Below are 14542 nucleotides of genomic sequence, written 5' to 3' on the forward strand. Positions count from 1 at the left end.
TAATGACGTCTTATGAAAACGATACATTTAATTCAACACACTCATTGGGATCGCGAATGGTATTTTACAGAAAACGATTCTAAAGCTCTTCTTTATTATTTTATGGAAGATTTAATGTCTCGTCTTGAGGCGGATAATAATATTGGTCCTTTTATTTTAGATGCGCAAACAGTCATGCTTGATGACTATTTTGAAGTGGCGCCTGAAAATAAATTTAGATTAGAAAAACTAATCAATGATAATCGAGTTCTTATCGGTCCTTGGTACACTCAAACCGACTTTTTAACGGTTAGTGCCGAGTCAATCACTCGTAACCTACTACTGGGTTTAATCGACTGTCGCAAGATGGGTAAAGCTCTGGAAGTTGGCTATATACCAGACTCATTTGGGCAAATGGCACAGTTACCAATGCTGCTCAATCAGTTCAATATTGATAAAGCGGTTTTGTGGCGAGGCTGGTCTGAACGTTTAGTGGCTAACAGCGAGTTTACTTGGTCTAGCCAAGATGGTAGCAAAGTCACGACAGCGGTGTTTCCTTGGGGTTATGGCTGCGCCAAGTGGTTGCCGACGGATAAACACAGCATCACAGACGCCATTGTTGCATGTGCGCAAAAGCAGTGTCAGTTTGCCGCAACACAACAAGTGATGCTGCCTAATGGCAATGATCAGTCACCATTTGAATATCAAATCCCGGGTCTACTTGAGCACGTCAATCAAAGCCAAGATGAGTTCCATTTTGTAAATAGCTCATTTGGTGAATATTTCGTAGCTTTGAGTAATGAGCAGCACCTGCTGCCAGAGTTTAGTGGTGAAATGCTCGACCCTAAGTACATGCGTATTCACCGCGGTATCTTCTCTACTCGCATGGATATTAAGCAAGCCAATGCGCGTCTAGAGCAGTTGCTTAGTCGTCAACTAGAACCACTGTTGGCGCTCAATTACAGTCAAGGTTTGCCATATCCGCAAAGCGCAATCAATGCGATTTGGCGTTCGGCGATGAAAAGTCATGCTCACGATAGCATTGGCGGTTGTAACTCAGAGCGTGTTAATGCCATGGTCCTTAATCGTCTTGAATCAGGCATTGAGATGGCGGAACAATTACTGGAGTTAAATTTCCGCAAGCTAACAGAAGGTATTGAAGCTCAAGTAGCAGGCACCAAAGTGGTGGTTTTCAATAGTGTTCCGAAAGCACGTGACAGCTTGGTCGAACTGACAATTTATACCCCGCACCAGCAGGTTGCTTTTGTTGATGGTGAGGGGCAGCCGCTGCGTTATCAGATCATCAGTGAATCCCAGCAAGATATGTCGACTATCATTCAAGAGCTTTCGAATAACACGACGACCACATGGTATCGCAAACTTGAGTTGGCGGTTGAAGTCACCGCGATCCCGGCTTGTGGCTATACCACGATCTATTTGCAGGAAGAAACGGATAACGCCGGTGAGCTGCCAGTGACGGTCAGTCAGGCGAAACGAATTACAAACCAATGGTTTGAGTTGGAGCATTTAGCAGACAACACCATTCGTTTGACAGATTTAAGAAATAATCGTCACTACTCCAACGCTTTTGAGCTGGTGGATGGGTCTGACGAAGGTGATAACTATAACTTCTCACCTCTTGCTAATGATTGGCTACTATCAAGTCATGATTGTCGCCAACAAGTTGAGGTTGCGACAGGTGAGTTGTTTAGCACTCTGAAAGTCAGTTTTGAATTTGAGCTACCTGCGGATCTCGCTGAGCGTAAGCAAGGAAAGCGCTCGGTGACATTGCCAGTCTGTATGACGCTAACCTTGCGCCAAGACCGTCCAAGCATTGATTGTAAAGTTGAACTCAATAACACCGCACTCGATCATCGCATCCAGATTCGTTTCCCAACTGGGATTGCCAATGCGCTCCATTATGCTGACCAACCATTTGGATTGATCACGCGTGAAACGGTGCCGCAAGAGCTCGCATTGTGGCAGCAAGAAGAGTGGACCGAAGCGCCAATTGCCAACTATCCGATGCAGTCTATGGTATTGCAGCGTGATGAATCGGCTGGCTTAGCGGTGGTTACTCAGGGATTGCGCGAATACGAGTTTGCTCAAACGGAACCAGAGACGATTGCAGTGACGTTATTCCGCAGCGTTGGTTGGCTCGGTCAAGCCAATTTAACTTATCGACCGGGACGCGCATCAGGCATGGTTTTACCATCACCAGACTCCCAAATTCAAGGTGAGCATTGTTTTGAATTGTCTGTGGTTCCATTTAGCGCTGAAGCAGAAACCGAGTTCTGGTGCACGATTGAACAAATAAATACGCCTGTTATTGCTCATGTGGGCACAGATTGGGCTCGCTTCCGTCTGAACTCCGAACAAAACCATTTCCCGGCTCGTCACAGCTTAGTCTTGTGGCAAAGTGATTTGCACTTTAGCACGTTGAAAAAGGCAGAGCAGGGTGAGGGGTTAATTTTACGCGCCTACAACCCGACGGCTCAGCCACAAACTATGGGCACACTAAATACGGAGTTTGTTACGCAGCTGACTCAACTGGATGAGACGACATCACGTGAATGGACAGAGACCGCTCTACCAAGCTCTCCAGTTACCTTGAGCATGACCCGTGCCGAACAACAATAAAAACGAATTGAGATACAGAACGATGAAAACGATTGATTTTATTTGTCCACTTCCAAATGGAGTGCATGCTCGCCCTGCGAAGGAAATTGAGCTGCGCACTAACCAGTTTACTGCGCAGATTAACTTAGTTAACAAGAGCAAAGATAAGGTTGCAAACGCGAAAAGCGTGTTGTCGATGATCAGTGCCGATATTTTGTTAAATGACGCCTGTTGCTTTGAAATTAGCGGTGAAGATGCCGACAGTGCTTATGAGTTTTTACAACAGTTTGTTGAGCAAGAGTTAGCGGGTATTGATGAAGCTTCGCCGACATCAAACGTCCAAACCAGCCAGCTATTGCCAGTCTCTTTGGTGCAAGCTGCACCCAATATGTTGCGTGGTAAAGTCGCGTCCACAGGAATTGGTCATGGGCAAGCGGTAGTTATTCAACCCGTTGACCTGCTGGTATTAGCGGCTGATTACTCGCAGCAAGCCGACACCGAAATTAAAGCGATGCTAGAGGTTTCTCTTACTGCTTTGGTAAACAAACTGTCTGCGCAGCTTGATATTGAGGCGAATGAGATTGTCGCCGCTCATCTGAAAATTGCTCAAGATACGGAACTTGCCAATGCTCTAGTAGCACATTCTTCGGCAAGAAATGCCATGCAGGCAATCGGCTTGGCTTGTCGTGATATCTGTGAGCCGTTAGAAGCAAGTAGCAGTGAATATCTTAAAGAACGCACTTTAGATATTAAAGATATCTGCTTACAACTGGCATCAATTTGCTACGGAAGGTCGTTAACTGCGATACCGGTGTTAGAGCAAGACAGCATTATTGTTTCGCCATCTTTGTTAACACCGAGCCAGCTTCTAGCGCTACCAAAAGAGAAAATTAAAGGCTTGGTGATGGGTGAGGGTGGTACGACATCACATACTGTGATTCTGGCGCGATCTTTTGCGATTCCTGCATTAGTGGGCATTGAGTTGCCACAGGGAGACTCAGTGCTGTCCGTGGTAAATCCTCATCAGGCATTGATTGTCGATGCTGTTCATGGGGTGTTGGTGCTGGAATTAAACCCGCAAACAGAAACATTTTATCAACTTGAGCAGCAGAAATGGGCTCGTATCGACGCTCATAATGAGGTTTTTAAACATAGCAGCGTGACCACTCGTGATGACGTTCATCTCGATGTGTTAGCTAACATAGTCACCAGTCAGGAAATTGATTCGGCACTTGAGGCTGGAGCTGACGGCATCGGTTTGTTCCGTACTGAAATGCTGTTCTGTGAGCGAGCGACACCACCAAGTGAGGAAGAACAATATCAGCACTATCTGCGCGTAGTCCAAGCGAGTGCAGGTAAAAAAGTAGTGATTCGTACTTTAGATATTGGTGGTGATAAGCCTTGTGAATATATGGGCTTTCCACAAGAGGAAAACCCATTTTTGGGTTATCGCGCAATACGAATGTACCCAGAATATCTAACCATCATGACTGCTCAGTTCCGCGCATTAGTGAGAGCAAGTGCGGCAGGAGAGGTATCAATAATGGTGCCGATGGTCGCGAACCTTGATGAGATTCGTTGGTGTCGAGAGATGCTTGATCAAGTGACGAAGGATTTGACCGAGCAAGGTACGACTATTGGTACGGTGAAACTGGGTGTGATGGCAGAAGTGCCATCAATTGCTTACCTGCTTAATCAAGCGAATGATTATCTTGATTTTATTTCTATCGGTAGCAATGACTTAACTCAATACTTCTTTGCTTGTGACCGTGGGAACCAGGCGGTTGCACACCTATATGACCACATGAATCCGGCATTTTTGGCGTTTGTTGCTGACATTATTGCCCGCGCAAATCAGGCTGGTATCGCGGTAAGTTTATGTGGCGAGATGGCGGCAGATGAGCTTGCTCAGCCGCTATTACTTGGTGCGGGGCTGCGTCAGTTTTCAATGGCGGCATCAAAAATTGCGGCGAGTAAACGTCGCCTCTCTCAGTTCGATACGACTTCTTGTCAAACTCTATTTGAACAGGTCGTGGGGTTAGAAAATGGCTCGGCAGTGAAGCAAGCGGTTGAGGAATTTATTTCTCAAGGGCAAGCATTGCCGACCTTAGATGAAGCCTTGGTATTTACTCATCGAGAGGTAAAAAACAAGGCAGAGGCAATCAAATTGCTTGCGGATAACTTGCAAGTTAATCAGCGTGCTCCTAGTGCCCAAGCGGTTGAGCAAGCTATTTGGGATCGAGAGGCAGTGTTCTCTACAGCGCTTGGTTTCTCGGTAGCGATTCCTCACTGTAAGTCTTCTGCGGTTACTCACAATAGTGCGTCGCTACTAACTTTAAATGAGAAAATTGCGTGGGGTGACGATGTCGATGTGGATTTAATCATCATGCTAACGGTAACCGAAGAGGGTAAAGATACCCATATGCAAGTGTTCTCAAAAATCGCGCGTAAATTGATGCATGAAGAGTTCCGTTCTTCTTTGAAAGAGGCGACTCAACCGGCGCAAATTATCGACATCTTGAACTTAACACTTAATGGCTAACGTTGCCGACTGTGGCATATGCATGAAGGCGGCTCGCAGAAATGCGAGCCGATTTATTATGAGTAATCCATCGACTCGTTCACTGATCTTACTGTCTCTGGTCTTTTTTACATGGGGGGTATTAACCTCTGCAAACAGTATCCTTGTTCCGCACTTTCAGTCCTTATTTAATTTGAGTTATCAACAATCGATGTTGGTACAAATGGCGTTCTATATTGCTCCATTTGCGGTGAGCATTCCCACTTCGATACAAATGGTTAAACGAGGCTACAAATTTAGTTTAACAGCGGCTTTGCTGCTGACGGTTATTGGTGCTTTATGTCTCTATTTAGCACTGAAAAATCTAAGCTTTGCTGCTGCGTTATGTTCGGTATTCGTGGTTGCTATGGGGGTCGCAGCGTTGCAAGTGGTTGCCAACCCTTATGTGACAGTGACGGGGGAGGCAAGCGAATCAACCCGCCGCCTGACGATTGCATCGACTCTAAATTCTACTGGCACGACAGCCGGTCCGGTATTGCTTGCACTGGCAATGGTGACAGTGGGAATCGCTAATATTTACCTGATGTTGGCTTTACTGATTACCCTGATTACCTACTTGATACGCCGCTACTTGTTGGTTGATGTAAAAAGCGAACAACAAGTTAATGTCTCTGCCCATTTGGCAAAGTTGAGCAAGCAACCGCAGTTTGTGTTCGGTGCATTGATGATCTTTGTCTATGTCGGTGTCGAGGTCGCGATTGGTACGGTGACCATTAGTTATCTATCCGATGAAACACTTGTGGGGTTGTCCGCTACCACGGCGACGACGTTGATGAGTATTTATTGGGCAGGGTCATTAGTCGGACGTATGGCATATAGCTTTGTTGCTCACCGATGTGCGCCATTGAAAACCCTGTTGTTTGGAGCGATGGGTGCTTCGGCATTGATCTTACTTGCGATTTTGACCAGCTCTTTGGTCGGGGGGATTGCGCTGGTTCTGATAGGCTTGGTTAACTCATTTATGTACCCGATCATTTTTTCACGTGCGATTGAAAACTTGGGTGATTCAACAGGCGCTGCTTCAGCAATACTGATTATGTGTGGCATTGGTGGTGGTGTAGTTCCTATGCTGCAAGCCAGTACAATTGCTTCATGGGGCGTTGCCAACAGCTATTTTGTGCCATTGTGCGGCTATATAATGCTGGCGCTGTATGGTGCCGTCTGTTTAAGAAGAAAAGTTGCAGCGAGTCAGTTCGGTCAAACGGCTTGAGCATGATAGACGAAAACGCCCTAAGCGATTGGCTGTGGGCGTTTTTGTAAAGACTTAAGGCACTTTGGTTTCGATATTTAATTGTCCAGCAAGACCGGCTTCTCGGTGTACCTTGAGTTGTTGAAACTCCTCGGATGCAGTCATATCGAGCAGCGCTTGCCGAGAGGGGTATCTGACTATCACAAATGAATCCCAAAGCTCATCGACTTGCCCTAGGATCAATCCGGTCACTTCAGAATAGAACACCACCTCAGCACCATATTTCTCTAATACTTTGAGCATCGGCTGTCCATACAAATCGTATGCTTCTCTGCCGGTAAGGCTGGTTTTTCGACCATCCGCATATTCCGCTTGGTCGCGAAATTTAAAGAGATTAAGCAGGTGGATGGGACCACTCTCTGGCGCGGTTTGCAGTCTGTCCATCTGTTGTTCTGTTGGGTGTAATTTATTGAGCACTTCCATGTTATCTCTTGCCTGTCTGCTTGATATTGAATAACAGGTTAACATTTAATCAGCGTGCGTATGGCAGGATTAAATTCGATTTTTCAGCGGTCTATCGAAGGTTTGTTTGCTTCATAGTGGAAAGTTACTTGGGTATAAGTGATTAAAAATATTGAGACTTTCATTGGTGATTTACGTACAAACCAAGCAGTAAACAGACAAATTAGTCACTACACTTACATTAGGCAGTCAAGCACTAGGCACTGGTGCATTAGGTAATGGCGCATTAGGTAATGACTGAGTAGATGACGACAAACAAAGAGCCCAATATGACGACTTTGATTAACGCCGATTTTGACCAGCGAGTGGTTGTTCGCCCCCATGAGTACCAGTGGGTCGCTTCACCGATGGCTGGAGTGGAGCGGATGATGCTTGATCGAGTAGGTGATGAAATCGCGCGTGCCACGTCACTTGTTCGTTATGCGCCAAACAGTACGTTTTCTGCTCATATTCATGGCGGCGGTGAAGAGTTCTATGTCCTCGAGGGGGTATTTTCTGATGAACACGGTGACTATCCTGCGGGTAGTTATGTACGCAATCCGATTGGAACCGCGCACACACCGCGCATTGGTGTGGATGGGGCAACCATCTTCGTTAAGTTGCATCAATTTAGCCAACAAGACGCTCAACCCGTCAACGTGAATACGCATCAACAGCGTTGGCGACAAGGATTAGTGGACGGTTTAGAGGTGATGCCGTTACACGAGTTTGAGTCAGAGCACGTTGCTTTGGTAAAATGGGCGCCGAATACTCAGTTTAATGCTCACCAACATTGGGGAGGCGAGGAGATCTTTGTGTTAGAAGGTATTTTCTGTGATGAATTTGGAGAGTACCCCGCTGGCACTTGGATCCGTAGTCCGCATTTAAGTCAGCATAAGCCGTTTACTAAAGAGCATGGCGCGCTGATTTATGTGAAAACTGGGCATTTGTGACTCTTGTAGTCATATGGGATGTATAGAGAAATATTTGTCGTGTTGGTCGATTTATTTCATAAGTCGTTACATAACTCGCGCTCTTTGTGCTTTACATCTGAGGCAAGGCAATCAACACTTGCCCCCGAACTTTAATAGCAGCCGAAATGGTAAAATAAGTAATAGTCTATGAATAACACGACCGCGAAAAAGTCGAATCCTCTTTTTGAGATCCTGTTTAACGTGTTTATCCCTTCATTCATTTTGATGAAGTTTAGTGGTGATGAACATCTAGGTACGGCAATGGCATTGGTTGTTGCTCTCATGTTTCCTATCGGCTTCGGCGGTATGGATCTTATCCGCAATAAGAAGTTTAACTTTATCTCCGCACTGGGTTTTATTAGCGTGCTACTCACGGGTGGTATCGGTCTTTTAGAGCTGGATACACGTTGGCTAGCGCTGAAAGAAGCCTTGATCCCTGGTTTGATTGGTTTGGCGGTATTAGGCTCTACGTTTACCCGCTACCCACTGATGCAGAAGATGATCTTGAATGACACGGCACTGAATTTGGATCTGATTAGGCAGCGTTTGCAGCAGAATGGTAAAACTGAGCAGTTTGAGCGTTGTTTGATGTCGTCGAACTACTTGTTCGCGAGTACTTTCGCTTTTTCATCTGCGATGAACTACTTTCTTGCAACTTGGATTGTGACCAGCCCAGCGGGTACTGCTGAGTTCAATGAAGAGTTGGGTAAAATGACGTTGTACAGCTACCCAGCGATTGCTATTCCAAGTATGTTGATGATGTTTGGTATTTTTTACTACATCTGGCGTCAAGTTCGTGCAATGACTTCGCTGGAAACTGAGCAAATTTTCCATACCAAATAATCGCTATTGTGTTGCCAGTGAGTCTCGCTGGCAACGCTTCCTTCTAGCTCCGCCAATACTCGCTATCAGCGACTAATCGCGGACTCTTCCTCGTAGTGTCTTGGTTTGACTCTTAATACCTTTCGCTTTTAAACGTCGTTCTTTTGATGCCCGGGTTGGTCGGGTTGCTTTGCGCGCTTTTTGTACCACCATTGCCGCTCGGATCACTTCGGCTAGACGGTTTAATGCATCCTCTTTGTTTTGCTCTTGAGTGCGATACTGCTGTGCTTTAATCGTGATCACGCCTTCTTTTGAAATGCGTGAATCACTCAGCGCGAGTAGGCGCTCTTTGTAGATGGTCGGGAGCGTAGAGTGCTTGATATCAAACTGCAGATGAATGGCACTGGAAACTTTGTTGACGTTCTGCCCACCCGAACCTTGCGCGCGGATCGCCGTCATTTGAATTTCCCAGTCACTGAGCGTGACACTATTTGATATTTTAAGCATGACCTTTCCCATAAAAACAAAGCCACAGCGTGGCTGTGGCTAAGTGTACACTAAGAGTTATCGATTAAACCAATGTTGCTGCGGTTTGGTTGCCCATCGCGATAAGCTTATCTAGGATGCGCTCCCCATCTGCACGTAAGCCGTTATGCTCATATTCATTGGTAATCCAAGCTTTAGCGTTTGGCATGGTGGCTAACGTTTCACGGCTATAATCCATCTCGACAAACATATCATCGGCATAAACCGCGCAGCTTACCGGAACTTTGTTGTGCGCCAGCTGGATTGGGTCATAGAGCGAACCCCAGTCGGTTTTGTTGGCTAAGATTTCCGCCGCTTGTTGCAGTGGTTTTAGATTTTGGTATTGCTCAAACATCCATGGGAAAACCATTTCACCGGTAAACAGGAATGGCTGACCTTTTTGATAGTTAAACTGGGCGTATTGATCGCGCACGCGATGAGCACTCCAATTGGAAGCGAAACCTTGGCAGTAGATAGATTCGTGCAAGATGGCGTAAATCGGGTTGGTTTGGAAACCTTGCTCTGCCAGCATGGCATTGAGAAACTCATAACGAAGCTGCTTTTGCCCTTCAATATCGACAAAGGCATTTTCTAGCCAGTAGTAGGTACTAATGAAGCTATCACTCATGCCGAAATTGATGCCGATTTGTTGAAATTGCTCAACGGTAAAGCGCTGCCCGTTTGGCAAGAACTCTTCATGGTCGATTAGGTGATCGGCAATGGATTGGCAAAGATCTTGAGCATGTGGGTACTGAGCAAAGAACGCTTGGTTTTTATCGAGAGTGCGTTTGAAGGTCGCGTGATATACATCATCAGCATGGCGCGAAATGGAGGGTACACCACCGGTGATGTAGCTACGCAGAATGCTTTGCGGGAATAGTGAAAGGTAGGTTAATGAACAAAAACCACCAAAGCTTTGACCTAATATCGCCCATTGCTTAACGCCGAACTGTTCACGGATCAGTTCGGCATCACGTACGATATTGTCCGCACGAAAATGGCTCAAATACTCCGCTTGCTGCTCGGGTGTTTTCGTTGCCAAGGTTTGGTGGCTAATCACAGAGCTATTGCCTGTCCCGCGTTGGTCGAGTAGCAATATGCGGTACTCTTGCAGTGCGCGTTTTACCCATCCGCTATTGCCTGTTGGGCGCAGCGCAGGGAAGCCTGGACCGCCTTGAAAGAAGACTAGCCAAGGCTTTTGGCTCTGTTCATCACCCACTAAGCGAACTTCACGAGCAAAGATGGTGAGCTCACCTTTATCCGGCTGAGAGTAATCCAAAGGTGCTGAAAAATAATGGGGTAAGTAATGTAATCCATCATCGATAAATGCGTGTGCGTATTGCATGCTTTCTTCCTAATCAACGCGCGCTGTTGTCTAAGCGGCGTACTAAATAACGTGACGACTTAATGTTAGGTCATTGATTGATATATTGATATGGGGTTTGTCCTGTTTGCTGTTTAAAAAAGGCAATAAACGCACTGTCACTGGAAAACGCTAACTGATGGGCGACATCAGCAACAGTAAGCCCTTGTGAGAGATACTCAATGGATTTGAGGAGCCGCCATTGCTGACGCCAAGCTTGATAAGGCATACCTGTCTCACGACTAAAAATTCGGCTGATGGTTTTACTGCTGGCGGCGATTTGTTGGCTCAATTGGCTCAGTGATGGCGCATTGCTGGGGGTATCAACAGCTTGTAACTCACCAAGCCAAGTTTGCAAACGGGCATCCTTGGGAAGTGGCAAGAAGAGAGTTTGCGGTTTCGCTTGTTGCAGTTCTTCAGTAAACAAATTTAGTGTATTGGTCATCTCATGAGATGGCTTGTCCCAAGCCCAAAATGACATTCGCTCTATTAATTCACGCAACAGTGGCGTGACTTCTATGATGCTGACATCGTCACCACCAATGTTGGCGTATTGTTCACTGAGATACAGTGATCGGTATTCAACCACATTGTTCATTCGCGCACAGTGCAGGGTGTTCGCAGGAATCCATGCCGCTCTCGTCGGTGGCAATACACATTGAACCTCTGCGAGGGTAATCGTCATACACCCTTGCGGAGCGTAGAGCAGTTGACCTTTCTGATGTTGGTGTAATCCCGAATCATGACGCCCGACACGGGCAGCGATACCAATCACCGGGTTCTCGAGATCATCGGGGGCGAATTGGGTGGTTTCGTCGATGAGTGCCATTTGTCCGAATCTTGATGTAATTAGTCTTAATCCTATTAATAGGACTTTAGCACATTTGGTTAGACTTCTCTGCGTGAATTAATGGAGAGAAGAAATGAAAACGAAATCTGCGATAGGGTTGATGGTATTACTGATGATGTTTCCCCAAATCGTTGAAACCATCTATAGTCCGGCATTGCCTTATATTGCCAAGGGCTTTGACGTCTCAATGTCACAGGCTGGAATGACACTATCAATCTACTTTACCGCTTTTGCTGTAGGGGTGATGAGTTGGGGTGTCGTTGCTGACAAAATGGGTCGTCGACCTGCGATGTTATTGGGTTTGCTGGTGTATGGAGTAGCGGCTTTGGGCGCTGTTTATGCACAAAATTTTTATTGCTTGTTGGCAATGCGTGCTCTGAGTGCATTTGGTGCGGCGGTGGGTTCAGTTGTAACACAAACTATGTTGCGAGATACCTATGATCAAGAGGAGTTAAGTAAAGTCTTCTCTCTGATGGGAATCGGCATTGCGATTAGCCCTGCATTGGGATTACTGTTTGGTAGTGTGTTGGCGAGCCACTATGGTTATTATGGCGTGTTCAGTACTCTCGCGATGCTTGCTGCGTTGTTGTTACTGCTCTCCTTTCGCTATCTACGTGAAAGTCAGCCTCAGCATCGCGCAAATATCACGACAACTACGCTTGCTAAGCCAACCATGCTGACGTTGGCAAAGCGTATGATTTTAGATGGCGAATTGTGGCGTAGTGCATTGCTGATTTGTGGCTTTAACGTGATGCTGTTTAGTTATTATCTACATGGTCCATTTTTGTTTGCTCAGCTTGGGTTTAGCTCGATGCAATTTGGTTTGAGTGGGCTGCTTCTTGCTGTCGCGACCTTTATTGGTAGCCAATTTAATCAACATCTCGCGAGACGCGACATCACCGCGACTCAACGGGTTCAATTAGCTGCTGGGATTGCGTTGTTAGGAGGCGTAGGCGTGTATCTGAACGGTCAATCCGTATGGTTTTTAGTGCCGATGATGCTGGTGGTGATTGGCTTTAGTGTTGCGATACCGAATATCTTAGCGGGCGCTTTAGCGGGTTATAAACAGCAAGTGGGATCGGCAGGCGCACTATTCGGTTTAGGTTATTACCTTTTGATTGGGTGCGGTATGGCGCTGGCAGGGAAAAGTGCGAATTTAGGTGCGATATTGATGTTTTCTGCGGTGATCACACTGTTAGTCTCCTGCTTAAACCGGAGCAAGAATCGTTTGTCGATTATGTAACAAACTAAGAAGTTAGACTGATTTTTGCCCAAGAATTAGTCTATATTTTAACTTGTTACGTAATTGTTATTTTTGCTATGGTGGCTAACAGTCAACCGGAATGGGGGAATGGATGGTGGATATTGCGGGATATCATCGAGGTATAATTCAGAAACGAACCGATTGGACTGAGCAGGTCTTTAGCCTGCGAGTCACTGGTGCCCCCTTACAGTTTAAGGCAGGTCAGTTTACCAAATTAGCCTTGCTTGATGACGATGGTAATCTTGTTTCTCGCGCTTATTCCTTAGTCAATGCGCCGCTTACTAGCAGTGATATGTTGGAATTTTTGATTATTTCTGCCCCTGATGGAAAACTCAGTCCACGGCTTAAGAACCTTCGCGAAGGGGAGGGCGTTTACGTTGCTCAGTCTGCCCATGGGGATTTGATTTTTGAGACGATTCCTAAACAAACCAAAACCTTGTGGCTATTGTCCACCGGCACTGGCATTGGTCCTTTTCTATCGTTATTGGACGACATTAGTTTTCGCCCAAGCAGCGATAAGATTGTCTTAGTGCATGGAGTAAGGCAAGAGTCGGACTTGGTATATCGTTATCTTATCGACCAGTTAGTAAAAGAATATCAAGGGCGATTAACCTACCAACCCGTCGTGTCTCGCGAAAAGGTCACTGACGCGCTGCATGGGCGCATTACAGATTTGATCTCGACAGGCAGTTTGATGGAGCAGTGCGAGGCGCAATTTGACCCTCAGCATAGCTTTGTGATGCTGTGTGGTAACCCCGAGATGATTAAAGATACCACCCATATACTGCTGCAAGCTGGCTTATCCAAACATCGAGTGGCAGAACCAGGCAATATTATCTTTGAGCGCTATTGGTAGCGCTCAGTCTGACTAACGTTATTGCCCATCGAATGGCATTTGGTCGAGAGCCCAGAAATCTAAGGTGTGCTCAACTTCACTACAGCGCCCCTTAAGAATTTGGTAGCTTGGTTTGAATGTGTCACCAAGATAAGTGGTACGAATCATCTCGCCAGTTTTCAAATCCACTTGAGAAACCACTCGACCTTTAAAGTTTTGAAACAGGACAAACTGATCGCTTTGATAAATTCGCTGCGGTCGGTAGTAGAGGAAATTGTCTTTGGTTTCTAGCAATACACACTTCAATGGCAAGGAATCAGGTCCCGTAGAAGAGGGAGAGGTTGTGAGTAGCAGTATTGAGAAAATTAAACCATTCATTCGTTATCCCCGTTATGCACCATGCTGAGTTAAGTATAGAACTGCATTGAGTATCATGAGCTAACTAATTTGGTTGAATTAATAACCTCTGCTTATTTTTCATCTGGTGAGAAAATGGTGGTTTGTTTAGCTCGTTAGAAGGATTCTTTCCAAGTTACTCTAACTCAATAAACGCAAATAACTGTCTGATCTTTAATGCTCATCAAGGGCTGCTTGCCAATCAGTGCTGCAAGCAGCCTTAGCTTAATGGAGTGCAACAATGAACTTGATCGTCAATGTGCATAAAGGTGTTCGTAAAGCTGGTTTTGAGATGGCGACACGACAAGCTTGGAAATGTGGAATGAAAGCCAACTTAGTGAATCGAGTGATTGGTGTTGCTAAGGGGCAAGTCGTCTGTGTGGTAGAAGGGGTGCGTGCAGAGCTATCTACACCGCTTAATAACCCACTGCATACCGATGAGAAGCAAGGGCGTTACATGTTTGTTGGCGGCGTATGCTGGGAGCCAAACTCACTACTCGCGCCAGGTTTTCCGGACTTTATGTTTATGCACCTCAGAAGCTTGGGTAACAAACACAAATACATGACGGATGATGAGTTATTTTTTAATCTAGCTTAAATCTTTATCGGTGTTGAACTGGCAAACAAAAAGGAGGCATAAAGCC

At 45.9% G+C, this 14542-nt stretch carries 13 protein-coding genes; 8 read left to right on the top strand and 5 right to left on the bottom strand.

The window, feature by feature from the left end:
- Positions 1-12: 12 nt before the first annotated feature.
- The 3 genes from GZN30_RS15410 to GZN30_RS15420 are packed head-to-tail and all read left to right on the top strand — an operon-like array spanning position 13 to position 6389.
- Entirely contained in the window at positions 13-2619 is a 2607-nt protein-coding gene (locus GZN30_RS15410; RefSeq protein WP_075647798.1) for a glycoside hydrolase family 38 N-terminal domain-containing protein, read from the top strand.
- Positions 2620-2641: 22 nt separating this feature from the next.
- Positions 2642-5140, top strand: a complete 2499-nt coding sequence (gene ptsP / locus GZN30_RS15415) for a phosphoenolpyruvate--protein phosphotransferase (protein WP_075647799.1) — start codon at positions 2642-2644, stop codon at positions 5138-5140.
- A 58-nt stretch (positions 5141-5198) separates the two neighbouring features.
- The gene (locus tag GZN30_RS15420; protein ID WP_139312167.1) at positions 5199-6389 is read left to right on the top strand and encodes an MFS transporter; all 1191 of its coding nucleotides are present in this window, start codon (positions 5199-5201) and stop codon (positions 6387-6389) included.
- Between the two features lie 54 nt (positions 6390-6443).
- Here the strand turns inward: GZN30_RS15420 and GZN30_RS15425 are convergent, their stop codons facing one another.
- On the bottom strand, positions 6444-6851 hold the full coding sequence (locus GZN30_RS15425; protein WP_075647800.1) for a DUF1330 domain-containing protein: 408 nt from the start codon (positions 6849-6851) through the stop codon (positions 6444-6446).
- 308 nt (positions 6852-7159) lie between these two features.
- On the opposite strand from GZN30_RS15425, the gene GZN30_RS15430 reads away from it, so the two are divergent.
- Positions 7160-7822 (top strand): cupin domain-containing protein, encoded by a 663-nt coding sequence (locus GZN30_RS15430; RefSeq protein WP_075647801.1) that lies wholly within the window; start codon positions 7160-7162, stop codon positions 7820-7822.
- A gap of 168 nt (positions 7823-7990) precedes the next feature.
- Entirely contained in the window at positions 7991-8686 is a 696-nt protein-coding gene (locus tag GZN30_RS15435; protein WP_075647802.1) for a VC0807 family protein, read from the top strand.
- Between the two features lie 72 nt (positions 8687-8758).
- Here the strand turns inward: GZN30_RS15435 and arfB are convergent, their stop codons facing one another.
- The 3 genes from arfB to GZN30_RS15450 all read right to left on the bottom strand — a co-directional run bounded on the left by arfB (position 8759) and on the right by GZN30_RS15450 (position 11382).
- A complete protein-coding gene (arfB, locus tag GZN30_RS15440) occupies positions 8759-9172 on the bottom strand; it encodes an alternative ribosome rescue aminoacyl-tRNA hydrolase ArfB (RefSeq protein WP_075647803.1) in 414 nt (137 codons plus the stop codon).
- Between the two features lie 64 nt (positions 9173-9236).
- Positions 9237-10535 carry an alpha/beta fold hydrolase gene (locus tag GZN30_RS15445; protein WP_075647804.1) on the bottom strand — a complete coding sequence of 433 codons (1299 nt, stop codon included), beginning with the start codon at positions 10533-10535 and terminating at the stop codon, positions 9237-9239.
- A 70-nt stretch (positions 10536-10605) separates the two neighbouring features.
- Positions 10606-11382 (bottom strand): AraC family transcriptional regulator, encoded by a 777-nt coding sequence (locus GZN30_RS15450; RefSeq protein WP_075647805.1) that lies wholly within the window; start codon positions 11380-11382, stop codon positions 10606-10608.
- Between the two features lie 94 nt (positions 11383-11476).
- On the opposite strand from GZN30_RS15450, the gene GZN30_RS15455 reads away from it, so the two are divergent.
- Positions 11477-12646 (top strand): multidrug effflux MFS transporter, encoded by a 1170-nt coding sequence (locus GZN30_RS15455; RefSeq protein WP_075647806.1) that lies wholly within the window; start codon positions 11477-11479, stop codon positions 12644-12646.
- 112 nt (positions 12647-12758) lie between these two features.
- Positions 12759-13523, top strand: a complete 765-nt coding sequence (locus GZN30_RS15460; RefSeq protein ID WP_075647865.1) for a ferredoxin--NADP reductase — start codon at positions 12759-12761, stop codon at positions 13521-13523.
- 18 nt (positions 13524-13541) lie between these two features.
- Here GZN30_RS15460 and GZN30_RS15465 read toward each other — a convergent pair whose 3' ends face one another.
- A complete protein-coding gene (locus tag GZN30_RS15465) occupies positions 13542-13880 on the bottom strand; it encodes a hypothetical protein (RefSeq protein WP_075647807.1) in 339 nt (112 codons plus the stop codon).
- A gap of 259 nt (positions 13881-14139) precedes the next feature.
- Here GZN30_RS15465 and GZN30_RS15470 point away from each other — a divergent pair, with 259 nt between their 5' ends.
- Positions 14140-14496, top strand: a complete 357-nt coding sequence (locus GZN30_RS15470) for an acyl-CoA synthetase (RefSeq protein WP_075647808.1) — start codon at positions 14140-14142, stop codon at positions 14494-14496.
- Positions 14497-14542: the final 46 nt, after the last annotated feature.

This window comes from Vibrio ponticus, assembly GCF_009938225.1.
Taxonomy (GTDB): domain Bacteria; phylum Pseudomonadota; class Gammaproteobacteria; order Enterobacterales; family Vibrionaceae; genus Vibrio; species Vibrio ponticus.

Coding starts and splice junctions, on each gene's coding strand:
- GZN30_RS15410 (WP_075647798.1), top strand. CDS start 13: ATGAAAACGATACATTTAATTCAACACACTCATTGGGATCGCGAATGG.
- ptsP (WP_075647799.1), top strand. CDS start 2,642: ATGAAAACGATTGATTTTATTTGTCCACTTCCAAATGGAGTGCATGCT.
- GZN30_RS15420 (WP_139312167.1), top strand. CDS start 5,199: ATGAGTAATCCATCGACTCGTTCACTGATCTTACTGTCTCTGGTCTTT.
- GZN30_RS15425 (WP_075647800.1), bottom strand. CDS start 6,851: ATGGAAGTGCTCAATAAATTACACCCAACAGAACAACAGATGGACAGA.
- GZN30_RS15430 (WP_075647801.1), top strand. CDS start 7,160: ATGACGACTTTGATTAACGCCGATTTTGACCAGCGAGTGGTTGTTCGC.
- GZN30_RS15435 (WP_075647802.1), top strand. CDS start 7,991: ATGAATAACACGACCGCGAAAAAGTCGAATCCTCTTTTTGAGATCCTG.
- arfB (WP_075647803.1), bottom strand. CDS start 9,172: ATGCTTAAAATATCAAATAGTGTCACGCTCAGTGACTGGGAAATTCAA.
- GZN30_RS15445 (WP_075647804.1), bottom strand. CDS start 10,535: ATGCAATACGCACACGCATTTATCGATGATGGATTACATTACTTACCC.
- GZN30_RS15450 (WP_075647805.1), bottom strand. CDS start 11,382: ATGGCACTCATCGACGAAACCACCCAATTCGCCCCCGATGATCTCGAG.
- GZN30_RS15455 (WP_075647806.1), top strand. CDS start 11,477: ATGAAAACGAAATCTGCGATAGGGTTGATGGTATTACTGATGATGTTT.
- GZN30_RS15460 (WP_075647865.1), top strand. CDS start 12,759: ATGGTGGATATTGCGGGATATCATCGAGGTATAATTCAGAAACGAACC.
- GZN30_RS15465 (WP_075647807.1), bottom strand. CDS start 13,880: ATGAATGGTTTAATTTTCTCAATACTGCTACTCACAACCTCTCCCTCT.
- GZN30_RS15470 (WP_075647808.1), top strand. CDS start 14,140: ATGAACTTGATCGTCAATGTGCATAAAGGTGTTCGTAAAGCTGGTTTT.